Genomic DNA, 23,867 nt, shown 5'->3' with positions numbered 1-23,867 from the left:
CCGCCTCCCGATCCGGCAGGCGGGAGACGACCAGAAGGAGCATCTCCAAGGAGGAGCGCATGACCACCCCGCAGACCGGCAACCAGAACCAAGAGCAGCAGTCCGCCCTCGAGCAGTTCGGCATCAACCTGACCGACCGCGCCCGCGAGGGCAAGCTCGACCCCGTGATCGGACGAGACAGCGAGATCCGTCGCGTCAGTCAGGTGCTCACCCGCCGCACGAAGAACAACCCCGTGCTGATCGGTGAGCCGGGCGTCGGCAAGACCGCCGTCGTCGAAGGACTCGCCCAGCGCATCGTCGCGGGCGATGTCGCCGAGTCCCTCAAGGACAAGGAGCTGGTCACCCTCGACATCTCCGCCCTCGTGGCCGGCGCCATGTACCGCGGGCAGTTCGAGGAGCGGCTGAAGCAGGTGCTCAAGGAGATCACCGAGTCCGACGGACAGGTCATCACGTTCATCGACGAGCTGCACGTGCTGATGGGTGCCGGCGGTGGCGAGGGGTCGGTCGCGGCCTCCAACATGCTCAAGCCCATGCTGGCCCGCGGTGAACTGCGCCTGATCGGCGCGACCACTCTCAACGAGTATCGCGAGTTCATCGAGAAGGACGCCGCACTCGAGCGCCGCTTCCAGCAGGTCTACGTCGGAGAGCCCTCGGTCGAGGACACGATCGCGATCCTCCGTGGACTCAAGGGTCGCTACGAGGCCCACCACGGGGTCACGATCTCCGACAGCGCCCTCGTCGCCGCCGCCGCGCTCTCGAGCCGCTATCTTCCCGCGCGCCAGCTTCCGGACAAGGCGATCGACCTGATCGACGAGTCGATGTCGCGGCTGAAGATGGAGATCGACTCGTCTCCGGTCGAGATCGATCAGCTCAAGCGCCAGGTCGACCGCATGAAGCTCGAAGAGCTCGCGCTCAAGCGGGAGAAGGACGCCGCCTCCAAGGAGCGTCTGAGTGCCCTGCGCGAGCAACTCGTCGGCATGGAGAAGCAGCTCGCCGAGCTCGAGGCCCGGTGGGCGCGCGAGCGGCAGGGGCTGAACCGGGTCGGTGAGCTGAAGAAGCAGCTCGACGACGCGATCACCCAGCGTGACCTCGCCATGCGCAACGCCGACTACACGAAGGCCTCGAAGCTGGAGTACGAGACCATCAAGCGTCTGGAGCGCGACATCGCCGAGGCCGAGCAGGCCGAGGCCGCGACGCCGGCGGAACCCCGCATGGTCAACGAACAGGTCACCGACGAGGACATCGCCGCCGTGATCGCCGCGTGGACGGGTATCCCTGTCGGGCGTCTGCTGCAGGGCGAGAGCGAGAAGCTGCTGCACCTGGAGCAGGAGCTCGGCAAGCGCCTGATCGGTCAGAAGGACGCCGTGAAGGCCGTATCGGACGCCGTGCGCCGTTCGCGTGCGGGTATCAGCGACCCCGGTCGGCCGACCGGATCGTTCCTGTTCCTCGGCCCCACCGGTGTCGGAAAGACCGAGCTGGCCAAGGCGCTGGCCGAGTTCCTCTTCGACGACGAGCACGCCATGGTGCGCATCGACATGTCGGAGTACGGCGAGAAGCACTCGGTCTCGCGACTCGTCGGTGCCCCTCCCGGATACATCGGATACGAGCAGGGCGGTCAGCTGACCGAGGCCGTGCGACGTCGCCCGTACAGCGTGATCCTGCTCGACGAGGTCGAGAAGGCGCACCCCGAGGTGTTCGACGTGCTGCTGCAGGTGCTCGACGACGGTCGCCTGACCGACGGTCAGGGGCGCACGGTCGACTTCTCGAACGTGATCCTGATCCTCACGTCGAACCTGGGATCGCCGATCCTCATCGACCCGGTGCTCGCACCCGATGAGAAGCGCGATCAGGTCATGGCCCTCGTGCGGCAGGCATTCCGTCCGGAATTCCTGAACCGACTCGACGACATCGTGATGTTCTCGGCCCTGAGCGAGGACGACCTCGCCCAGATCGTGGAGCTCTCGGTCGACCAGCTGCACGACCGGCTGCGCGACCGTCGCCTCACACTCGCCGTCACCCCCGATGCGCGGGCCTGGCTCGCCGAGCGCGGGTACGACCCCATGTTCGGTGCGCGACCGCTGCGCCGCCTCATCCAGAGCGAGGTGCAGAACAAGCTCGCCACCGCGCTGCTCTCGGGCAACGTGCACGACGGCGACACCGTGCGGGTCGACGTGGCCGCCGACGGGGCGGGCCTCGTGCTCACCTCGACGACGCCCGACCCCGAGCCGGAGGAAGACGACGTGATCGAGGCCGAACTGCTCGAGGACTGAGCTGCTCGAGGACTGAGCTGCTCGAGGACTGAGCTGCTCAAGGGCTGAGCTGAGACGCATAGCAGAGGGACCCGTGGATGATCCGCGGGTCCCTCTGCCCGTCTGATGCGCCCTGCTTCAGGGGTGCAGGCGAGACGCAGCCGCGAGCGCCCGACCGGTGAGGGAGTCGTCGTCGCCCGAGATCTCTGCCGGAGTGCCGGTGAAGATCAGCTGACCGCCATCGGAACCGGCACCCGGACCGATGTCGACGACGTGGTCGGCGCGGGCGACCACGCGCAGATTGTGCTCGACCACGACCAGCGTCGCCCCCTCGTCGAGCAGATCGTCGAAGAGGGCGTTGACGGTGTCGACGTCGGTCGGATGCAGTCCTGAGGTCGGCTCGTCGAGGATGATGCGGTCGGCGCGATCGCGTTGCGGTTCGCTGAGGTGCCGGGCCAGCAGCAGCCGTTGCTTCTCGCCGCCGGAGAGGGTGTCGAGCGAGCGTCCGACCGGGATGTAGCTCAGGCCGGTGCGCTGCACCCAGTCCAGCGCGTCGACCACGTCCGGGTGGTCGGAGAAGAGCGCGCTGACGTCGGCCGGCGTCGACGCCAGCACGTCGGCGATCGAGGAGCCGTCGACCTGCACGCCGAGCGCGGTCTCATTGAAACGCAGCCCTCCGCAGGCATCGCACGGGAGGGAGACGTCGTCGAGGAATGCGAGCTCGGTCGTGATGTGTCCACGGCCGCGGCAGGTAGGGCACGCCCCACGGGAGTTGAAGCTGAACCAGGAGGCATCGAGCCCTGAAGCGTGCGCGAACACCTCGCGCACGGTATCGGCGATACGCAGCATGCTCAGCGTCGTCGACCGCGCTCCGCCCCGCAGCGGGTCCTGCCCGACGACCGTGAACTCCGGGTGCTGGCGCGGCAGCTCGGCGGTCGCAAAGGAGCTCTTGCCCGACCCCGCGACCCCCGTGACGGCGGTGAGCACGCCGAGCGGGATGTCGACGTCGAACCCGCGGAGGTTGTGCGCGCGCGCATTCCGCACGGTGACGCGGCCCGAGGGAGTCCGCGTCGTCGCACGGATCGTCAGCGGCTCGGCGAGCACACGCCCCGTGAGGGTGTCGGCGGCGCGGAGCGCTGCGGGGGTGCCCTCGAACTGCACGATGCCGCCGCCGGAGCCCGCCCCCGGCCCGAGGTCGACGACGTGATCGGCGACCGCGATCACCTGCGGATGATGCTCGACCACGAGGATGGTGTTGCCGGCGTCGCGCAGCCGCTGCAGCAGGGCCACCAGCCGCTGGATGTCGGCGGGGTGCAATCCGGTGCTGGGCTCGTCGAACACGTAGGTGACGTCGGTGAGGGCGCTGCCGAGGTGGCGCACGATCTTGACGCGCTGAGCCTCGCCGCCGGACAGCGTGGCCGATTCGCGGTCGAGTGTGAGATAGCCGAGGCCGACCGAGAGCAGGGCATCGAGCACGTGGCGGACACCGTCGACGGCCGGGGCGACGCGGGGATCGTCGAACTCGTCGAGCAGGGCATGCAGGTCGGACACGGGCATGCGCATCCAGTCCACGATCGAGCGTCCGTCGATCAGGCTCTCCCGCGCTGCCGCGTTCACCCGCGCACCGTGGCAGTCCGGGCATGTGTGATGTGTCACGAGCCGGTCGAGCTCCTCGCGCACCGAGGCCGACATCTTCACCGGGCGCTGCTTCAGGAACACATCGCGCATGCGCGTGATCACCCCGTCGAACCGGGCGCTCTGCGGGAACCGCGGATCGGGGTCGTCGAGCTTGAGCTTGTCGGCGTAGAGGAACTGGTCCATCTCCTCGGCCGTGTAGTCCTTGAGCGGCTTCTGGCGGTCGAACAGTCCGCAGTACGCGAAGCGCTTCCACCGGTACACCCCGGGGCGGAACAGGCTGAACCGGACCGGTCCCTCGTCGATGTTCTTCTCAGGGTCGATCAGCGCGTCGATGTCGATGTCGTACACCGTGCCGAGGCCTTCGCAGGTCGGGCACATGCCGGACGGGTCGTTGAACGAGTAGGCGGGGGAGTAGCCGGCGGAGGGCTCGCCGACGCGTGAGAAGACCAGGCGCACCAGCGATGCCAGGTCGGTCGCGGTCGCCACGGTCGAGCGCGCGTTGCCCGTGAACCGCCGCTGGTCGATCAGGACCGTGAAGGTCAGCCCGTCCATGGCCTGCACGTCGGGTGCGGGCATCTGCGGCAGCCGGGCACGGATGAAGGTCGAATAGGAGTCGTTGACGAGTCGCTGCGCCTCGGCGGCGATCGTGTCGAGCACGAGGGACGACTTGCCCGAACCCGAGACGCCGGTGAAGACGGTCAGCAGCTTCTTGGGAACGTCGACGGAGACGTCGCGGAGATTGTTCGTCCGCGCGCCGGTGATGCGGAGGAGGTCCATCCGCACACGCTAACGGGGCCCCCGGACAATCCGGAGGCCCCGTCGGTGCAGAGGTGTCGAGAGCGCGGAGGTCAGGCGCTGAGGATGACCGTCTCGGCGATCGGGCGACGTACGCGCGGAGCGACCTCGCGCTCCTGCAGCACCTCGGGCAGAGCCTCGATGTCGCCGAACTCGCCGACGGCGAAGACCGTGAAGGGCACGAAGCGCTCCTCGAGGTCGGCGAACTCGCGGACGACCTCGGGATCGAAGCCGCTCATCTGGTGCACGACCAGGCCGTCGTGGTGGGCCTGCACCGAGAAGTGCGCGACCGCCTGGCCGAGGTCGTAGAGGGCATGCGTGATCGGGGTGCCGTCGGCCGTGGCCGTCTCGGCGATCGCGACGACGAGCACGGCCGCGTTGCCCGCCCAGGCCTGGTTGAAGCCCATCAGGGCGTCGACGACCTGCGCGTGCAGCGCGGTGCCGCGACGGGCGACGATGAAGCGCCAGGGCTGCGTGTTGTTGGCGGACGGCGTCCAGCGGGCGGCCTCGAGAGCGGTGGCGAGCTTGGCCTCGTCGATCGAGCTCTGCGCGTCGAAGGCGCGGGGGCTCCAGCGGCCGGCGAGGACGTCGAGGACGGGGTGCTCGGTCGGTGCGGTGCGGTCGATGACGGGAGTGCTCACAGAAGTACCTTTCGGAAGGAGGGGATCGGACTCCTTCGTCCGGGTACACGGGTGCCAACAGATGCATGTGCATGCATATTCCCGGGGATTCCTCCGTGTCGGCGCCGAACGGCGTCCGGTCGGACAGGGAGGTCGTGCATTCAGACCGGGAGATTGTGCGACGCCGCGTCGGCCAGCGCACTGCGCACCGCGCGGATCGAGGGGGCATCGGCCGACACCCGCCGTGCCGAGGAGAAGATCTCGCGCCGCGGTTCGTGGGGGAGGGGTGCCAGATCGACGGTCGGGGTGTCGCCCGCCCAGACGAGCTCCGGCAGCAATCCGACCGCGAGCCCGGCATGGATCAGCCGCACGTGCGCGGTGAGGTCGGCGATCTCGAAGCGCACGTCGGGCTCGAACCCCGCGGTGCGGCAGAGCTGCTCGGCCCAGGCGCGGGAGGCGGTGCCGGCGGGTTCGAGCACCCAGGGCTCCTCGCGCGTCGACCAGAGCTCGGCGAGCGCATCCGCATGCCGTGGTGCTCCGGGCCGTCGGGCGAGCGCGATCGCATCGTGCGCGAGCATCACCCGGTCGAGGTCGGCGTGGATCGGTCGGGTGTGCCCCGGGTACTGCTCGGCGAGGATCAGGTCGAAGTCGCGGCTGGACACCCCGACCAGCCCGGTCTCCGGATCGCACTCGGTGACCTCGACGCGCAGGGCCGGATGTCGGTCCTTGAGAGCCTCGAGAGCCCGCGGGAGCAGGGAGTGCGCCGTCGACTGGAACACCGCGATGCCCACGGTCCCGGTCACCTCGGTGAGCGATTCGGCCACGGCGACCTCGGCGTGCTCGAGCTGATCGAGGATGCCGATGGCCTCGGCGACGAGCACGTTCCCCTGGGGCGTGAACTGCACTCCACGCCCCACGCGTCGCAGCAGCGGCACACCCACATCCCGCTCCAGGGCGCTCAGCTGCTGCGACACCGAGGCCTTGCTGTACGAGAGGGCGTCGGCCACTGCCGACAGCGTTCCGCGGCGCGAGAGCTCCACGAGCATCCGCAGTCTGTTGACGTCCAGCACAATGGTCCCTTGCTCTGCGGATATTGTTCAGCTTGAGTGAACAGAATCCACGCAAATCGGTTGATAGACGGAGCCTACCGAGCGGCAGGACAATGAACCAGCCCGCACACGAAATCCCGGTGTGCGCTCTCTTGGAAGGTCCCACCGATGCCTGTCGCCGCCGACACCACCACCCCCCGCACCGAAGACGTCGCCGCCCTGGTGAAGCGCTGGCTCGTCGAGAGCGAGACCCACCCCGTCGAGCCCGCCGCCCAGCGCCTGTCCGAGGTGCTCAAGGACCCGAACGGACTCGCGTTCACGGTCGGCTTCGTCGACGGCGTGATGCGTCCGGAAGACCTGCGCGTCGCCGGCCGCAAGCTCGCCGAGCTGAGCGACATCACCCCGTCGCTGCTGCCCGGCTACCTGCGCGCCGCGATCAAGACGGGCGGCTTCTGGGCGCCGAAGCTCCCCGGCGTGGTCGTGCCGATCTCGCGTCGCGTGCTGCGCGCCATGGTCGGGCACCTCGTGCTCGACGCCACGCCCTCCAAGCTCGGCCCCGCGATCGCGAAGCTGCGCAAGAGCGGCAACCGGCTCAACCTCAACCTGCTCGGCGAGGCCGTGCTCGGCGAGCGCGAAGCGGGACACCGCTTGCAGGGCACCCGCGACTTCCTCGCCCGCGACGACGTCGACTACGTGTCGATCAAGGTCTCCAGCGTCGTGAGCCAGCTGTCGATGTGGTCGTTCGACGAGGCCGTGGCCGATGTCGTCGAGAAGCTGACCCCGCTCTACGAGCTCGCCGCGAAGGCCGAGGCGAAGGGCAAGGCCAAGTTCATCAACCTCGACATGGAGGAGTACCGCGACCTCGACCTGACGATCGCGGCCTTCACGAGCATCCTCGACCAGCCGGGGCTCGAGAACCTCGAAGCCGGCATCGTGCTGCAGGCTTACCTGCCCGACGCCCTCGGTGCCATGCAGCACCTGCAGGAGTGGGCCGCCGCCCGCCGTGCCAAGGGCGGAGCGCCGATCAAGGTGCGCGTCGTCAAGGGCGCCAACCTGGCGATGGAAGAGGTCGACGCGGCGATCCACGGCTGGCCGCTCGCCACCTACGGCACCAAGCAGGACTCCGACACCAACTACAAGCGGGTGCTCGACTGGGCCATGACCCCGGAGCGACTGGACGCCGTGCGCATCGGCATCGCCGGCCACAACCTGTTCGACATCGCCTACACCTGGCTGCTCGCCCAGGCGCGTGGGGTCGCCGACCCGTCCGGCGCCGATCCGCTCGTCGAGTACGAGATGCTGCTGGGCATGGCGACCGGGCAGGCCGAGGCCGTCCGCAAGGACGTCGGCCGCCTGCTGCTGTACACGCCGGTCGTGAACCCGGCCGAGTTCGACGTCGCGATCGCGTACCTGGTGCGCCGCCTCGAAGAGAACGCCAGCCCCGAGAACTTCATGTCGGCCGTGTTCGAGCTGGCCTCGAACCCGACGCTGCTCACCCGCGAGCGGGAGCGCTTCGAGCGCTCGCTGGCCGCGCTCGCGACCGATGAGGCGGGATTCGTCCCCGGTCCCCACCGCGTGCAGGACCGTACGGTTCTGGATTCCGACGCCGAGGCGCCCTCCGGAACCACCACCGGCTTCGAGAACCAGGCCGACACCGATCCGGCCATCGCCGCGAACCGCGCATGGGGCCGCGAGATCCTGAGCCGCTCGGTGGGCTCGACGCTCGGCCTCGACACCATCGCGATCGCCAAGGTCGAGACGGATGCCGAGCTCGACGGCATCTTCTCCGCAGCGACCGCCGCCGCCGAGAAGTGGGCAGCGCTCCCTGCCGCCGATCGCGCCGCCGTGCTGCATCGCGCGGGAGACGAGCTCGCCGCGCGCCGTGGTCAGCTCATCGAGATCATGGCCCACGAGGCGGGCAAGACCATCGCCGAGGCCGACCCCGAGATCAGCGAGGCCATCGACTTCGCGCACTACTACGCCGAGCGCGCGAAGGACCTCGAGACCGTCTCTGGCGCCGACTTCGTGCCGTCGAAGGTCACCGTGGTGACGCCGCCGTGGAACTTCCCCGTCGCCATCCCCGCGGGTGGGGTGCTCGCGGGTCTGGCCTCGGGTTCGGCCGTCATCATCAAACCCGCGAAGCTCACGCAGCGCTGCGGCGCGGTGATGGTCGAGGCGCTGTGGGCCGCCGGTGTGCCGCGCGACCTGCTCGCGCTCGTCGACCTCGCTTCGCGCGACCTCGGTACGCGCCTCGTGGCCGGTCCTGCGGTGGATCGCGTGATCCTCACGGGGGCGTACGAGACCGCGCAGCTGTTCCGCTCGTTCCGCGCCGACCTGCCGCTGCTCGCCGAGACCAGCGGCAAGAACGCGATCATCGTGACGCCCTCGGCAGACCTCGACCTGGCGGCCGCCGACGTGGCTCGCAGCGCGTTCGGCCACGCGGGGCAGAAGTGCTCCGCAGCGTCGCTGGCGATCCTCGTCGGATCCGTCGCCGACTCGAAGCGGTTCGAGCGTCAGCTGGTGGATGCCGTGACCTCGATGCGCGTCGGCCTGCCCGATGACCCCGCCACCCAGATGGGCCCGATCATCGAGCCGGCGAGCGGCAAGCTGCTCACCGCGCTCACGAAGCTCGAGAAGGGCGAGCGCTGGCTGGTCGAGCCGCGCAAGCTCGACGACGAGGGAAAGCAGTGGACGCCCGGTGTGAAGACCGGCGTGCGCGAGGGCTCGTACTTCCACCTCACCGAGTTCTTCGGGCCGGTGCTCGGCATCATGCACGCGAAGGACCTGGACGAGGCGCTGCGCCTGCAGAACGCTGTCGACTACGGCCTGACCGCCGGCATCCACTCGCTCGACTCCGACGAGGTCGCCACCTGGCTCGACCGTGTCGAGGCGGGCAACCTGTACGTGAACCGCGGCATCACCGGTGCGATCGTGCAGCGTCAGCCGTTCGGTGGCTGGAAGCGCTCGGCCGTCGGAGCGGGCGCCAAGGCCGGAGGCCCGAACTACCTCTTCGGTCTCGGCGAGTGGACCCCGGCCGAGCTTCCGGCCGCCGCCCCGAGCGCGGCCGTCGTGCCCGCGGTCGGCGCACTGCTGGACGCGACGGCCTCCGAGGTCGACACGGCCGAGGCCGAGTGGCTGCACCGCGCCGCCGCATCCGACGAGCGCGCCTGGGTCGACGAGTTCGGCGCGGTGAGCGACAAGTCCGGGCTCGGGGTCGAGCGCAACCTCTTCCGCTACCGTCCGGTCGCGGTCGACGTGCGCATCAGCGAGAGCGCGCCGCTGGTCGACGGTGTCCGCGTGCTCGCGGCCGCCCTGCGCAGCGGCAGCCCGTTCACGGTGTCGGCACCGGCCCTGCCCGCACGCATCGAGAAGGCGTTGCGTGCGCACGGTGTGACCGTGAAGCACGAGTCGGACGCGGCGTGGACCAAGCGCTACGCCAAGGCGGCGAACTCGTGGCACCGCGTACGGCTGGTCGGCGGCGACGCCGCGGCCCTGCATGAGGCGCTCGACGGAAGCCCCGATGTGGCGGTCTGGTCGCACGCCGTGACCGGTGCCGGCCGAGTGGAGATGCTGCCGTTCCTGCACGAGCAGGCCGTATCGATCACGAACCACCGCTTCGGCAACCCGACCACCCTCGCCGACGGCGTGATCTGACCCGGGCTCGCTCCCGGAAGCGAAAACGGAGACGATCGATGCGGCCGTCCGCGTGTCATGTGCCGACACGCGGACGACGAGCATGATCGTCTCCGTTTTCGCACCCTTGCGCGGGCGGGCGGGTTGCTGGGTACGCAGCCTCAGCCGCGCAGCGCCTCGGCGAGCTTGACCCGGGAGCCCATGCGCAGCAGCGAGTTCTCGTAGATCTTGGCGCCGATGACGATGGCCGCGACGCAGCTGAGGAGCAGGATCACCAGGCTCAGCAGCGGCTCCCACCACTGGGCCTCGCCGACGAACAGGCGCATCGGCATGCCGACAGGCGCCGAGAACGGCACGTACGACATGATCGTCAGCACCAGCGGGTTGTCGTTGAAGACGATGACCAGGATGTACGGGGCCATGATCAGCATCGTGATCGGGGTGGTCGTCGAACCGATGTCCTCCTGGCGGGAGACCATCGAGGCCGCAGCCGCGAACATCGCCGCCAGCAGGATGAAGCCGAACAGGAAGAACACCGCGAACCAGATGATCGGCGCCCCGAGGGTCGTGAGCACCTCGCGCTGACCTGTGACGATCAACCCGATCGTGGCCACGGCCGCCAGGGCGAGGATCTGCCCCATCGCCAGCACCGTGTTGCCGATCACCTTGCCCGCGAGCAGTGTGCGCGCCGGGATGGCCGACAGCAGCACCTCGACCACGCGGGTCTGCTTCTCCTCGACGACGCTCTGCGCGATCGTGCCGCCGAACGTCGCCGCTGCCATCATGAACACCAGACCGAAGGCGATCGCGATGAAGTACCGCAGCAGCGGGTTGGTGGTCGCCGGTTCCAGGATCACTTCCTCGGGAGTGATCGACAGGGCCGAGACGAGCGAGCCCGGCGCCTCCTGGAGCGCGACGATCGTGTAGCCCGAGGGGCCATCACCCGGGAGCACCGCAGCGTCGACCTTGTCGTCGCGCACGAGCTGTTCGGCTGCAGCCTGGTCGGCGACCGTGGTGACCTCGACGTTCGGGATGGCGGAGACCGCGGAGGCGGTCTCCGCGGTCGCTGCGACCGGCATCGCATCGGTGTTCTTGCTCGCGAAACCACCGAGGATGATACCGGCGAGCGCGAGCACCAGCAGGATGCCGGTCGAGATCAGGAACGCCTTGCTGCGCAGCTTCGATCCGATCTCGCGCTCGGCGACGAGCCAGATGCCGTTCGAGGCGCGGACGGGGGTGGGGGCGCTCACTGGATGACCTCCTTGAAGATCTGGGCGAGGGACGGATGCTTGGGGGCGAAGCTGGCGACGTCGCCACGCTGCACGGCCGACTGCAGCACGCGCTGCGCCGTTTCGGGGCCGTCCGCGTCGAACAGCGCGTACCCGCCCTCGAAGTCGACGACCGTGACACCGGGCTCGGTGCGCAGCCATCCGGCGTCGCCGGCCGAGACGAGCTCGTACCGGTCACGGGCGTGCTCGGCGCGCAGCGTGTCTCGGGAACCGGCCGCGCGGATCGTGCCGCCCGCGAGGATCACGAGGTCGTCGCACAGGCGCTCGACAACGTCGAGCTGGTGGGAGGAGAACAAGATGGATGCGCCCTTGGCGGCACTGGCCTGCAGGACTCCCGCGACCACGTCGACCGCGAGCGGGTCGAGGCCCGAGAACGGCTCGTCGAGGATCAGCACCTCGGGGTCGTGCACGAGCGACGCGGCGATCTGCGCGCGCTGCTGGTTGCCGAGCGAGAGCGACTCGATGGTGTCGTTCAGCCGCTCGCCGAGCCCGAGCTCCGTGAGCAGGGCGGTCGCGCGCTCCGTGGCCTCCTGCTTGCCGAAGCCGTGCAGGCGGGCGAGGTAGACGATCTGCTCGAGCACCTTCATCTTCGGGTACAGGCCGCGCTCCTCGGGCATGTAGCCGAAGCGGCGGCGGTCGGCGGTCGTCAGCGGAGCGCCGTCCAGGTCGACACGGCCGCCGTCCGACGACAGCAGCCCCAGCACGATCCGCATGGTGGTGGTCTTGCCGGCGCCGTTGCCGCCGACGAAGCCCGTCAGCCGCCCCGGGGCGACCGAGAAGGACACGTCATCGAGCACGCGCCGAGAGCCGTAGCTCTTGGTGATGCCGGAGAGTTCGAGCATTCCTGTGGTCATGCCTTCACGTTACGGAGCGCGCCCGACTGCGGCATCCCCCGCACGGCGGACTCTGCGGGATCACCCGTGCGGGGGAGGGTGCACGGGATCTCGCCGAGTGCACGGGATCTCGCCGAATGCACGGGATGGAGACGCGGACAAGTCGTGCACTCGACGAGAAGCGGTGCACTCGCGGTGAGGGGTGGGGGGGAGTATCAGGGGCGTGGAGTGTGGAGCACCGTGCGGACGAGGAGTCCGGCGAGGAGCGCCCAGAACGCGGCGCTGACCCCGAGCACGGCGATCCCGGATGCGGCCACCAGGAAGGTCACCACGGCGGGGATCCGTTCGCCCGGTTCGTCGATCGCCTGCTGCACCGACGAGCCGAACGCGGCGAACAGCGCCAGACCGGCGACGGCCGGGATCACGGCCGTCGGCGCGAGCACCACCAGAGCGGCGAAGGTGGCCGAGAAGACCGCGAGGATGAGGTATGACGCCCCGGTCGAGACCCCGGCGACCCACCGCCTCTTCGGGTCGGGGTCGGCGTCCGGCGAGGCGGCGAGTGCCGCGCTGATGGCGGCGAGGTTGATGGCGTGCCCGCCCGCCGTCGCTCCCAGTGCCGTGCCGACCCCGGTGACCAGCATGGCGGGACGCCACGGCATTTCGTATCCGAAGCTGCGCATGATCGCGACGCCCGGCACGTTCTGCGACGCCATCGTCACGATGAAGAGCGGCAGTGCGAGGCCGACGAGCGCGCCGACCGTGAACGTGGGTGCAGTGAACTCGAGGCGCGGGAGCAGCAGCGCGGGGTCGAAGGTCGCATGCTCCATCGTCAGCGACACCGCGACCACGACGGCGGCGGCGACGAAGGCCAGTGGCACCGCCCAGCGCGGTGCGAGGCGTGCGAACAGCAGCCACGTGAGCACGACCGGCACCACGCCCCAGGGGTTCGCGACGATCCCGGTGATCGGGGCCAGGCACAGGGGCAGCAGCACGCCGGCGAGCATCGCCTGCGCGATCGACGGAGGGATGCGGGCGATCAGCGCGCCGAGGGCCGGCCACAGCGCGGTGAGCAGGATGAGTGCGGCGGTCACCAGGAAAGCGCCGACCGCTGCCGGCCATCCACCCTCGACGGTGCCCGTGGCGACGAGCAGGGCGGCTCCCGGAGTCGACCAGGCGACCGTGATCGGCATCCGATACCGCCATGCGAGCACCACGCAGGCCAGACCCATCGTGAGGCTGGCCGCGAGAAGCCCGCTCGCCGCCTGCGCCGCGTTCGCCCCGACCGCGTCGAGCCCGGTCAGCACCACCGCGAACGAGCTGGTGAATCCGACGAGTGCCGTCACCACCCCCGCCAGGATCGGGCGGGACAGGGGTGCGGCTTCGGGCATGGCTCCGAGGGTATCGCGGAGACGGAGGGGCGCCGCGGATCAGGGGGTGCCGCGCTAGGCGAGACCCTAGGCGAGACCCATGCGGTGCGCGAGCACGACCGCCTGCACGCGATCGCGGGCGCCCAGCTTCTGGAGGATGCGCGAGACGTGTGTCTTCACGGTGGCCTCGCCGATGAACAGGGCCTGCGCGATCTCGGCGTTGCTCCGGGCATCGGCGAGCAGCGTCAGCACTTCGGCCTCGCGCTCGGTGAGGGGCTCGGCGAGTGTGACGTTCGACACGCCGCTGTTCGTGGTCGCGGCCGCCGCCGGAGCAGGCGTCGCGGCGAAACGTGCCAGCACGCGGCGGGTCACCTCAGGGGCGAGCATGCCGTCACCGGCGGCGAGCGCCCGGACGGCCGAGATCAGATCCTCCGCGCCGGCGTTCTTGAGCAGGAATCCACCGGCCCCGGCATCCAGAGCACGGTACAGGTAGTCGTCGCGATCGAAGGTCGTCACGATCGCGATGGCCGCGTCGACCTCCGGGTCGGCGACGATACGTCCGGTCGCCTCGATACCGTCCATGTCGGGCATCTGCACGTCCATCATGATGACGTCGGGATGGAGGGCAGATGCCTTGGCGACGGCCTCAGCACCCGATGATGCCTCGCCGACCACGGTGATGTCGGGCTGGGTGTCGAGGATCGTGCGGAAGCCGGCGCGCAGCAGGGCATGGTCGTCGACGAGCAGGACACGGATCGGATCGTTCATCGGTTCCTGCTCGATTCGCTCGCGACGGGAAAGGGCACGCGGGCGCGCACGCGCAGGCCGCCGAACGGCCGGGGGATCACCTCGAGCGTGCCTCCGGAGGCCGCGGCGCGTTCCCGCATCCCGAGCTGGCCGAGCCCGGGCCGAAGCTGGGCGACCGGGCGCCCCGTGTTCACGATCTCGATCTCGACGCCGTCGTCGTCGTAGCGCACGCGCACGTCGGCTGTCGCGTCGGGGCCGGCGTGACGGCGGGCGTTCGTGAGGGACTCCTGCGCTATGCGGTACAGGTTCACGGCGACGAGCGAAGGGACGGGCGCGGGGTCGCCGATGACCGTGTACGCGGTCGGCAGTCCCGCCTCGGTCGAGGCGTCGACGAGTTCGGCGATGTCGTCGAGGACGAGGGTGGAGGCGGCATCGGTGGTCTCCCCGCCGGGGGCCCGCAGAGTCTCCAGCAGCTGGCGCAGCTCGTGGATGGCGTCGCGTGCCGATCCCTCGATCCCGGTGAGGATGCGCGCGGACTCCGCGGGATCCCGTTCCAGCACCAGGCGGGCGGCTCCCGCCTGCACGCCCATGACCGACACGTGGTGGGCGACGACGTCGTGCAGCTCGCGCGCGATGCGCACCCGGTCGAGGGCGACGGCCTGAGCAGCGGTGACCTCCCGCTCGCGCTCCAGCTCGGCCGTGCGCTGCTCGAGAACCGCCAGTTGGCTGGCCGCAGCCCAGGAGCGCTCGCCGAAGTAGTACGCCCCACCGAAGTAGAGCACGTTCAGCAGCAGCTGGATGAGCATGAAGGCGACGTACGGCGACATGGCCCCGGCGATCACATCCGCCTTGTCGGCTTCGTTGATCGCATCGCGGTACATCGTGATCAGCAGCCACACGAACATGCTCACGATGATCCCGACGCGCACGATGATCGCGCGCCGGCGGTTGTTCATCCAGGCGCCTGCCGTGTAGATGGCGATGAACATCGCGATGTTGCCGACATAGATCTCAGGGATCCGGATCGTCACCGCGGTGAAGTAGGCGGCGACCACGATGACGGCGACCGTGCCGGGCCAGCGGCGGCGGACGGCCAGGGGAGCAGTGACGACCGCCGCGTACACGAGGGCCGTCCACAGCGGCGCCTGCTCATCGCCGTACATCTCGGCGATCGAGGAGAGTGCAGCGCTCAACACGGCCCCGACGAACATGACGGCGGCGAGCAGGATGTCGCTGCGCCGCTCGCGCTCAGTCGGCGTGCGGAGGAACGGGGCTGCGGGCATCCCTCCACCGTAGGGCGGGGCTCGTTCGGGGCGCATCCCCCGCGTGGGGGATCGTCGCGTTACTTGCTATTGACAAGCGTGGTTGTTTTTTGCAAGCTAGTCCGAAAGGGCTCACCGACCGATGGGCTCGCATCTCCGGAGGAGTCATCATGACCAAGGTGTTCGTCAACCTGCCCACCAGCGACCTCGACCGTGCCAAGGCGTTCTACACCGCACTCGGCTGCGAGATCAGCCCCCAGTTCACCGATGAGAACGCCGCATGCATCGTGTGGAGTGAGGACATCTACTTCATGGTGCTCAAGCGCGAGTTCTTCGCCACGTTCACCGACAAGCCGATCGCCGACCCGAATGAGGTCGTGCAGGTCTCCGTGGCCTTCAGTCAGGACTCGCGTGACGAGGTCGACGCGATTCTCGAGAAGGGTCTGGCCGCCGGCGGCACCGAGCCCAAGCCCGTGCAGGACTACGGCTTCATGTACTCGCGCGACCTCGACGACCCGGACGGCAACTCGCTCGGCTTCCTGTACATGACGCCCGAGGCCGTCGAGAACGGCCCGGACCACGTGGGCGACACCGCCGCGTCGGTCTGACATGGCGGCGCGCAGCTACGGCCAGTACTGCGGCGTGACGACGGCCGTCGAGCTGATCGGCGAGCGCTGGGCGCTGCTCATCGTCCGCGATCTGCTCGTCGGGCCGCGTCGGTACACCGACCTCAAGCAGGGCCTGCCGCGCATCCCCACCAACATCCTGTCCACCCGGTTGAAGGAGTTGCAGGAGGGTGGGGTCGTGCGACGGGTGCCGCTGCTGAACTGCGGCCTGGTGTACGAGCTCACCCCCTACGGCCGCTCGTTCGAGCCGATCATGCTCGCGCTCGGACGCTGGGGTTTCCAGGCGATGGGGGATCCCGCAGAGGGTGACGTCGTCACGCCCGACTCGCTCACGATGGCCTTGCGCACGGCGTTCCAGGCGGAATCCGCCGTGGATGCCGAGTACGAGCTGCATGTCGGCGACGTCGCCCTCCGTGCATCCGTGCACGACGGCGAGCTCCGCGTCGCGCAGATCACGCCGCCGGCGCCGCCGGTCGGCGGACGTCTTCCCGACGGCGCTCCGGACGCGGTGATCGTCGCCGGGCCCGGCATCCGTCGCCTCATCGGCGGCGAGGTCACCCCGGCGGAGGCCCTCGCGCAGGACATCGTCGCGGTCGTCCGGGGCGACGAATCGCTGCTGGACTCGTTCGCCGACACCTTCCGCATCGCACGACTGACAGTAGGGAGCACGACATGAACAGCCAATATCCCGATGAACAACAGGCATCCGGCCGCATCCTGATCGATCTCTTCACCTCTCTCGACGGCGTCGCCCAGGGCCCCGGCGGCACCGACGAGGACACCTCCGGCGGCTTCCGCTTCAGCGGCTGGCAGGCCGGGTATCCCTCCTCCGGGGTCGGTCCCGAGATCGAGAAGGGCATGCGCGGGCTCGACGCGCTGCTGCTCGGGCGCCGCACCTACGACATCTTCGCCTCGTACTGGCCACAGCACACCGAGGGGGAGTCGGGCGCCATCGGCACGCTCTTCAACCGGGTGCCGAAGTACGTGGCGACGCGGAATGCCGAACTCGCGCTCGACTGGGAGGGCAGCACGCGCGTCGGTGCCGATCTGGCTGCCGAGGTGGCCGCGATGCGGGCGGACCACCGCGAGGTGCATGTGATCGGCAGCATCGACTTCGTGCACACCCTGCTCGCGGAAGGGCTGTTCGACGAGCTCAACCTCTGGGTCTATCCGCTGCTGCTGGGCGCGGGCAAGAAGGTGTTCGACGACGACGCGATGCCGAGCGTGCTGCGGTTGCTGGATCCGCCGATCACCGACGAGGCGGGTGTGACCCTGCTCCGGTACGGGCGCACCGATCGGGTGCCGGAGGTCGGGACGTTCGAGTGATCACGAGGGGGTAACTCCCGTGTATCGACTATTCCCTTCCTATGTGCTGATCCTCTAGGTTCGAGAGGAAAGCTGCCGGCGATCGGCGGATGAATCGAGACTGTACGCGACGGTGGGATCACCGAGCGAACGGACTCCCTCGCAAGGTGAGAAGAATGACGCGACGACGCGGGATGCTGCGGGCTGTGCTGGGCGGAATGGCGGCGATCGCGATCGCCCTGGGAGGTGCGACAGCCGTCGTGGCGGCGGAAGATCCCGCGCCAACGGGTTCGATGTCCGGGACGGTGACGGCCGACGTCGGAGGAGCGGCGCTGGCGGGCATCCAGGTCTCCGCACAGCGAGATGGCGCGCTCGGCCGGTCCGACGCCGTCACCGATGCGACTGGCGGATATACGCTCACCGGCCTGGCCGACGGCACCTACCTGGTCCGCTTCTCTGCGCCGGACCGCAGCTTCGCCACGGAGTACTGGAACAACGCCAGCGACTCACTCGGCGCGCAGCGCGTCACGGTGACGAACGGGTCTGCGGCGACGGGCATCGACGCCGCGCTCGCCCCCGCGCCCTCGGCGTCTATCACCGGAACGGTCACCCGCGAGGACGACGGGACACCGGTTTCGGGCATCGCCGTCTCGGTGACCGGCCCCGGCACGGCCTGGGCATCGGGCTTCACCGATGCGTCCGGCACTTACACTCTCAACGCCCTCCCCGCCGGCTCGTACATCGTGAGGTTCCAGCCGGAGGGAACCGATCTGAAGCGCGAGTATTGGCAGAACGCCTTCGACTACTCCCAGGCGACCCCTGTCGTCCTCGCCGAGGGAGAAGCTGTCTCCGGCATCGATGCCTCCCTCGTGGCCGGGGGCGCGATCGCCGGCGTCGTCACGCGCGCCGATGACGGCGCGCCTCTCGCAAACGTCACGGTGAACGCGCTCGATGCGAACGGAGAGATCGTCGCCTTCGCGCGCAGCAACCCTGCCGGCGCGTACGTTGTCGGCGGACTTCCTGCCGGTTCGTATCGCGTGCAGTTCGGCGCGCCCGCTCCCGGACTCGTCACGGAGTACTGGGAGAACGCGTACAGCTTCAACGCTGCGAAGGTCGTCGCCGTCGGTGAACTGCAGACGACCGCCGGGGTGAACGCGGCTCTTGACTCGGTCGGGTACATCAGCGGTTCGGTGACCAAGAGCGCAGACGGCTCTCGTGCACTCACCGCGATCACCGTCACCGATGTGGAGGACAGCAGTCACGCATACTTCCTTGGGGTCGCGAACGACGGCACCTATCAGGTGGCCGTCGCGCCTGGCACCTATCGCGTGCACTTCGCGCCGTATGAGCCCGGTCTGCGAGCCGAGTACTGGGCCGACGCCTACACGGCGGGGACCGCGAACCCTGTCACGGTGACGTCCGGTGCGAACGTCGTCGGAATCGACGCGGAACTCGACGCGGCTGCCCTCGTGACCGGCACGGTCTCTCTCGACAGCAGTGAGGGGAGAGAGGTCATCGTCGAGGCCTGGTCCGGAAACGAGATCGTCGGCACGACCTTCGCTGATCTTCAGACCGGCGCGTATTCGCTCGCCCTTCCTGAAGGGTCGTTCATCCTGAAGGCCTCGGCCAACTTCTACAACGACAGCACAACGACCGCGCAGCCTCAGTTCTACGACGGCGTCGCCACGGCGGCGCAGGCGACTCCCGTCGTCGTGACCGTGGGCGCTCCCGTGTCGGGGATCGACTTCACCCTCGTCGCGGTCGCGAATCCTGAGCCGCAGCCCGGGCCCGCCCTCGCGCTCGGCGCAGGATCGATCCGCGCCGGGAATGACATCACCATCTCGGGCACGGGGTTCACGCCGGGAGCGACGATCGCATTCGAGCTGCACTCCGACCCGATCGCGCTCGGGACGCTGACTGCCGACGCGGACGGTGCACTTCAGGGCACGTTGCGTATTCCTGCGAACGTACCGGCCGGTGCGCACACCTTGGTGGCGCTGTCAGGCACGACGGTGATCTCCCGCACGGCGCTGACCGTCACCGCGGCAGCGGGGACGGGTGGTCAGGCCGGAGGAGCCGCGGCGGCACCGGGCGCAGGACTGGCCACCACCGGTCTCCAGGCTCCGATCGCGATCGTGGTGATCGGCGTCGTCCTGGCCATGATGGGTGGGCTGCTCGTGCGGCGTCGCCGCGTCGAGAGCTGAGACTCAGCCGGGAACCGTCTCGATCACCGGTGATCCGAGAGCGGCACCACCGGCACTCGGACAGCGTGGAGGCGCGATGATTCGCGGGACGGAGCATTCCTTGTGAACGAGCAACGTGTGTCTGAATGGGTAGCACAAAGCGTGGCGAGGATCGACCCGGCGACACGTCTGTTCGTGGTCGACCACCTGGACGAGATCCTCGGCGAGACCCCCGATGGTGGGTTCGATATCCAAGCGAGCCTTGAGGTGTTGTCGTCGTGCGACCGGAGGCTGCCGTCGGGAATGGAAGCACGTCTCGCTCTTCCCTGGGGAGACAGCGTCACGCTGGAAACGGAGCTGCCGTCGCTGGACAGGGTTCCGGTTCTGGACCCGTACGAGCCGCCGTCCCTCTATGTCTTCTCCCGTGAATACTGGGCCATGCCGAACGACCGAGAAGAGCATCGGTGCCCGTATGACGGAAACCCGTGGGGAGATGCCTACGCGGTCGAGTATGTGTGCGGTCGTTCGCCTCGAGAGCGAGATCTCGATTGGGAGTTCACGAGAACGGTCTGGGTGCGCCCGAGAGAAACACACTGAGCCTCGAGATCGAGAAGTGATCCGTCGCCATGGATCTCGGCGGCCAGGCTCAGGCACGGACCCGAGGCGATGACCAGTCGGGCAACATCGCGTCAGTCGAGCAGCCGCTCGATCACTCGTGCCACACCGTCGTCGTCGTTCGAGGTGGTCGTCTCGTCGGCTGCGTCCTTCACCAGAGGTTCGGCGTCGGCCATCGCGACCCCGTGACCTGCCCAGCGGAGCATCTCGACGTCGTTGAGCGCATCGCCGAAGGCCACCACGTCGGCGCGGTCGATGCCGAGGTGGTCGCAGAGCCGGGCGAGGCCCGTCGCCTTGGTGACACCCTCCGCCATGACCTCGACGAAGGGGGCGCCGGAGAGTGTCGCCTCGAAGCCGGTGAGTCCGAGTGCGCGCACCGCGTCGAACAGCGCGTCGGGCGCGAGCTCGGGGTGCCGGATCACGAATTTCAGACTCGGCGCTGACAATACCTGATCCAGCGGCACGCCGCCCATGGTCGCAGGGTCGCGTTTGTGGTCGGCGAGAGCGGCGATCGCGGCGTAGCCGTCTTGTGCCACGAACGTCTCGCCGGCGTCGCGCACGCTTGCGAACAGCAGGCCGGGGATGCTCGCGCGCAGAGCCTCGGCCAGCGTGCGGATCGTGTCAGCGGGAAGCTCTTCGGCGAACAGCATCCGCCCGTCGTCGAGGCGCACCGCGTAGGCGCCGTTGCTGCACAGCGCCCACCCGTCGAACCCGGCGTCGGCCGCGATCGCACGCAGACCGATCGGCTGGCGGGCTGTGACCGGGACGACGTGGATCCCACGGGCGCGGGCGGCGTCGAGAGCCGAGCGGGTGCGCGGGGTGACGGACGACGTCGAATCGAGAAGCGTGCCGTCGAGATCGGTGGCGATCAGACGCACACTCACGGGATCGGCATTCAGGAGAAGATCATCGGCATGTCGTCGTCGTCATCGGCGCCGCCGGTTCCGAGCCGTCGGCTGTCGAGATCGACGACCACAGGGACGTGATCGCTGGGCTGCTCGCCCTTGCGCTCGTCGCGGTGGATGGACGCGCCCTGCACGGCCTCGGCCAGCGTGCGCGAGCCGAGCACGAAGTCGATGCGCACGCCCTCGTTGCGCGGGAACTTCAGGCGCTGATAGTCCCAATAAGTGAAGCCTTCGGGGATCAGCGGGCGCACGACGTCGGTCACCCCGGCATCCTGGAACGCGAAGAACGCGTCGCGCTCCTGCGGAGAGACGTGGGTGGACCGGCCGATCACGATGTCGGGATCGCCGTTGTCGACGTCGAACGGGATGATGTTGAAGTCGCCGACCAGTGCCAGCGGCAGATCGGGGTTCGCCGACAGCTCGGCGGCCGTCGATTTCTTCAACTGCTCCAGCCAGTGCAGCTTGTAGAGGTAGTGGGGGTCTTCCAGCGAGCGGCCGTTCGGCACGTAGAGGCTCCATACCCGAACCCCGTCGACCATCACGCCGAGCGCGCGGGCCTCGAGCGGAGCATCCGGTCCTTCATGTCCCTTGGCGAACCCCGGCATCCCGTCGAAGGACGTGCGCACATCGGTGATCGGCAGGCGGCTCGCGATCGCGACACCGTTCCACTGATTCAGCCCGTGCACCTCGACGTGGTATCCGGCCTCTTCGAACGGCCCGTAGGGGAACTGCTCGGGCTTGCACTTGATCTCCTGCATCGCCAGCACGTCGATGTCTTCGCGGACGGCGAATTCGACGGTGCGGGTGACACGGGTGCGGATGGAGTTGACGTTCCAGGTGGCCAAGCGCATGCGTCCAGCCTAGTTGCGAGATCCGACACACGAGCCCGCGCTGGGTCCGTCGCCCGCGACCTGTATGGCGGTCACCTGCATGACCGCCGGACGGATGCATGAGCCGCAAGGCCGGGAGTTCATGCATCCGGTCAAGCCTCATGCCTCCGCGCAGTGCGTCCCAGGCTTCTACACTGGATGCCGTGACCGCACTCGACGCAGACCGCCAGACACTCCTCGACCTCATCAAGGACGAGGCGGTGTTCCATGGCGACTTCACCCTCTCCAGCGGCAAGAAGGCGACGTACTACGTCGACATGCGCAAGCTCACGCTGGACCACCGTGCCGCTCCCGCGATCGGCCGCATCATGCTCGACCTGATCGGCGACCTCGATGTCGTGGCCGTCGGCGGGCTCACGCTCGGCGCCGACCCGATCGCGAACTCGGTGCTGCACGCCTCGGTCGCTGCCGGCACTCCGCTCGACGCGTTCGTCGTGCGCAAGGAGCCAAAGGACCACGGCCGCGGCCGCCAGATCGAAGGCGCCGATGTCAAGGGCAAGCGCGTCGTCGTGCTCGAAGACACTTCGACCACCGGGCAGTCGGCGCTCAAGGCCGTCGAAGCCCTGCGCAAGGAAGGCGCCGAGATCGTCGCCGTCGCCGTGATCGTCGACCGCAAGACCGGTGCGCAGGCGGCGATCGAAGCCGAGGGCCTCGAGTGGCGCGCGGCCTTCGACCTCGACGACCTCGGACTCGACCCGCAGTGACCCGCTACGCCCTGGCCGTCGACATCGGCGGCACCAAGATGGAGGCTGCGCTCGTCGCGGAGGACGGCGTGCTCGTCGAGGGCAGCCGGAGCCGGCAGGCGACCGGTCGCGAAGCGACACTCGCGTCGCTCGACGCCTCGGTGGTCGCGATCGTCGAACATGCTCTCGCGGCTCTGCCCTCGGACGGTGAGCTCGTCGGAGCGGGAGTCGGCAGCGCTGGCCCGATCGACCGCACCGCCGGCGCGATCATGCCCGTGAACATGCCTCTGGCGCGTGGTTTCAGGCTCGAGGAGTCGGTCCGTGCGGCGGCATCCACGGTCATGGGGAGCGACGTGCCCACCGTGCTCGGTCACGACGGCGGTGCGCTCGCGCTCGCCGAGTCGTGGCTCGGGGCCACGCAGGGAGCTGGTGCCTCGCTGTCGATCGTCGTCTCGACGGGGGTCGGTGGGGGATTCGTTGCGAACGGCGCATATATTCCCGGCGCGACCGGCAATGCCGGCCACCTCGGTCAGGTGCGCCGCGAGGGCGGTCTGACGCTCGAGGAGATCGCCTCGGGGCCGGCGAGCGCAGCCTGGGCGCAGAAGCAGGGCTGGGCAGGTGCGACCGGCGAGGACCTCGCGCGGGACGCCGCCGCCGGAGACCCCATCGCGCGGGCGGCGATCGAACGTTCTGCACGCGAGGTGGGGGAGGCGCTCGCCGATGCCGCCACACTCGTCGACCTCGATGTCGTCGCCATCGGCGGCGGCTTCTCTCGGGTGTCCTCTGACTACATCGACCTCGTGCGGCAGGCTCTGACCGGCAGCGCGGCGCACGAGTACTCGCGCCGTACACGCGTCGTGCGCTCGGGGTTGGGTGACGAGGGGCCGCTCATCGGCGCCGCCGCCCTCGTGCTGCGCTAGGCAGGGTCCGTCCGTCCGCGTACGCTGATCAGCCGCGCGCCGCGAGCAGATGCCGCGGGGGTCCTTCGAGGCGGGCGACGGAGATCTTGAGGTCGGTGACGTCGGTGGCGACCGCGTCGATGCGGGCGCTGAGCGTCTCGGACACGGCGTCGATGCGCGCGCTGAGCTTCTCGTCGACGGCGTCGATGCGGCCGGTCAGCTTCTGTTCCACCGTGTCGAAGCGATCATCGATGCGGCGGATCATCCAGGCGCCGGCGG

Annotated in this window: 20 protein-coding genes; 9 read left to right on the top strand and 11 right to left on the bottom strand. The window is 69.1% G+C overall.

The features are described 5' to 3' along the window. Positions 1-59: 59 nt before the first annotated feature. A complete protein-coding gene (locus GZ64_RS0100490) occupies positions 60-2,270 on the top strand; it encodes an ATP-dependent Clp protease ATP-binding subunit (protein ID WP_021201732.1) in 2,211 nt (736 codons plus the stop codon). A gap of 117 nt (positions 2,271-2,387) precedes the next feature. Here GZ64_RS0100490 and GZ64_RS0100485 read toward each other — a convergent pair whose 3' ends face one another. From GZ64_RS0100485 to GZ64_RS0100475, 3 genes are all read right to left on the bottom strand, one after another. Continuing rightward, positions 2,388-4,664, bottom strand: a complete 2,277-nt coding sequence (locus GZ64_RS0100485; protein WP_197020492.1) for an ATP-binding cassette domain-containing protein — start codon at positions 4,662-4,664, stop codon at positions 2,388-2,390. 71 nt (positions 4,665-4,735) lie between these two features. Beyond that, positions 4,736-5,323 carry a nitroreductase family protein gene (locus GZ64_RS0100480; protein ID WP_021201734.1) on the bottom strand — a complete coding sequence of 196 codons (588 nt, stop codon included), beginning with the start codon at positions 5,321-5,323 and terminating at the stop codon, positions 4,736-4,738. A gap of 140 nt (positions 5,324-5,463) precedes the next feature. Then, positions 5,464-6,372 (bottom strand): LysR family transcriptional regulator, encoded by a 909-nt coding sequence (locus GZ64_RS0100475; protein ID WP_021201735.1) that lies wholly within the window; start codon positions 6,370-6,372, stop codon positions 5,464-5,466. Positions 6,373-6,519: 147 nt separating this feature from the next. Between GZ64_RS0100475 and GZ64_RS0100470 the strand changes: the two genes are divergently transcribed. Beyond that, complete coding sequence (locus GZ64_RS0100470) at positions 6,520-10,005, top strand: proline dehydrogenase family protein (protein WP_029264746.1); 3,486 nt, start codon at positions 6,520-6,522, stop codon at positions 10,003-10,005. Between the two features lie 140 nt (positions 10,006-10,145). On the opposite strand, the gene GZ64_RS0100465 is transcribed toward GZ64_RS0100470, so the two are convergent. The 5 genes from GZ64_RS0100465 to GZ64_RS0100445 all read right to left on the bottom strand — a co-directional run bounded on the left by GZ64_RS0100465 (position 10,146) and on the right by GZ64_RS0100445 (position 15,503). Next, on the bottom strand, positions 10,146-11,234 hold the full coding sequence (locus tag GZ64_RS0100465; protein ID WP_029264745.1) for an ABC transporter permease: 1,089 nt from the start codon (positions 11,232-11,234) through the stop codon (positions 10,146-10,148). After that, complete coding sequence (locus tag GZ64_RS0100460; RefSeq protein ID WP_029259314.1) at positions 11,231-12,115, bottom strand: ABC transporter ATP-binding protein; 885 nt, start codon at positions 12,113-12,115, stop codon at positions 11,231-11,233. Before GZ64_RS0100460 ends, GZ64_RS0100465 begins: the two co-directional genes overlap by 4 nt. Positions 12,116-12,321: 206 nt before the next feature. Beyond that, a complete protein-coding gene (locus GZ64_RS0100455; protein WP_029264744.1) occupies positions 12,322-13,494 on the bottom strand; it encodes a benzoate/H(+) symporter BenE family transporter in 1,173 nt (390 codons plus the stop codon). A gap of 66 nt (positions 13,495-13,560) precedes the next feature. Further along, positions 13,561-14,241 carry a response regulator gene (locus GZ64_RS0100450; protein WP_029259312.1) on the bottom strand — a complete coding sequence of 227 codons (681 nt, stop codon included), beginning with the start codon at positions 14,239-14,241 and terminating at the stop codon, positions 13,561-13,563. Continuing rightward, positions 14,238-15,503, bottom strand: coding sequence for a sensor histidine kinase (locus tag GZ64_RS0100445; protein ID WP_021198208.1), 1,266 nt, complete (start codon positions 15,501-15,503; stop codon positions 14,238-14,240). Before GZ64_RS0100445 ends, GZ64_RS0100450 begins: the two co-directional genes overlap by 4 nt. A gap of 149 nt (positions 15,504-15,652) precedes the next feature. Between GZ64_RS0100445 and GZ64_RS0100440 the strand changes: the two genes are divergently transcribed. The 5 genes from GZ64_RS0100440 to GZ64_RS0100420 all read left to right on the top strand — a co-directional run bounded on the left by GZ64_RS0100440 (position 15,653) and on the right by GZ64_RS0100420 (position 20,193). Then, complete coding sequence (locus GZ64_RS0100440; RefSeq protein WP_021198209.1) at positions 15,653-16,090, top strand: VOC family protein; 438 nt, start codon at positions 15,653-15,655, stop codon at positions 16,088-16,090. Between the two features lies 1 nt (position 16,091). Next, the gene (locus GZ64_RS0100435; RefSeq protein WP_029264743.1) at positions 16,092-16,784 is read left to right on the top strand and encodes a winged helix-turn-helix transcriptional regulator; all 693 of its coding nucleotides are present in this window, start codon (positions 16,092-16,094) and stop codon (positions 16,782-16,784) included. Then, entirely contained in the window at positions 16,781-17,434 is a 654-nt protein-coding gene (locus tag GZ64_RS0100430) for a dihydrofolate reductase family protein (RefSeq protein ID WP_029264742.1), read from the top strand. Before GZ64_RS0100435 ends, GZ64_RS0100430 begins: the two co-directional genes overlap by 4 nt. A gap of 155 nt (positions 17,435-17,589) precedes the next feature. Continuing rightward, positions 17,590-19,617, top strand: coding sequence for an MSCRAMM family protein (locus tag GZ64_RS0100425; protein ID WP_168441095.1), 2,028 nt, complete (start codon positions 17,590-17,592; stop codon positions 19,615-19,617). A gap of 102 nt (positions 19,618-19,719) precedes the next feature. Further along, the gene (locus tag GZ64_RS0100420) at positions 19,720-20,193 is read left to right on the top strand and encodes a hypothetical protein (RefSeq protein ID WP_136025504.1); all 474 of its coding nucleotides are present in this window, start codon (positions 19,720-19,722) and stop codon (positions 20,191-20,193) included. Between the two features lie 92 nt (positions 20,194-20,285). Here GZ64_RS0100420 and GZ64_RS0100415 read toward each other — a convergent pair whose 3' ends face one another. Both GZ64_RS0100415 and GZ64_RS0100410 read right to left on the bottom strand, forming a co-directional pair. Then, complete coding sequence (locus tag GZ64_RS0100415; RefSeq protein WP_029264738.1) at positions 20,286-21,095, bottom strand: Cof-type HAD-IIB family hydrolase; 810 nt, start codon at positions 21,093-21,095, stop codon at positions 20,286-20,288. 11 nt (positions 21,096-21,106) lie between these two features. Further along, positions 21,107-21,967: an exodeoxyribonuclease III gene (locus tag GZ64_RS0100410; RefSeq protein ID WP_029259639.1), complete on the bottom strand. Its 861-nt coding sequence runs from the start codon at positions 21,965-21,967 to the stop codon at positions 21,107-21,109. 182 nt (positions 21,968-22,149) lie between these two features. On the opposite strand from GZ64_RS0100410, the gene pyrE reads away from it, so the two are divergent. After that, the gene (gene pyrE, locus GZ64_RS0100405; protein WP_021198216.1) at positions 22,150-22,710 is read left to right on the top strand and encodes an orotate phosphoribosyltransferase; all 561 of its coding nucleotides are present in this window, start codon (positions 22,150-22,152) and stop codon (positions 22,708-22,710) included. After that, positions 22,707-23,609 carry an ROK family protein gene (locus GZ64_RS0100400; RefSeq protein WP_029264737.1) on the top strand — a complete coding sequence of 301 codons (903 nt, stop codon included), beginning with the start codon at positions 22,707-22,709 and terminating at the stop codon, positions 23,607-23,609. Before pyrE ends, GZ64_RS0100400 begins: the two co-directional genes overlap by 4 nt. Positions 23,610-23,637: 28 nt before the next feature. Here GZ64_RS0100400 and GZ64_RS19930 read toward each other — a convergent pair. Then, on the bottom strand, positions 23,638-23,867 hold a 230-nt coding region (locus GZ64_RS19930), incomplete at its 5' end, for a hypothetical protein (RefSeq protein ID WP_029264735.1).

Source organism: Microbacterium sp. Cr-K32 (assembly GCF_000708345.1).
Taxonomy (GTDB): domain Bacteria; phylum Actinomycetota; class Actinomycetes; order Actinomycetales; family Microbacteriaceae; genus Microbacterium; species Microbacterium maritypicum_A.
Note: the sequence above shows the minus strand (reverse complement) of the source record. Positions and strands in the feature narration are given on the sequence as shown.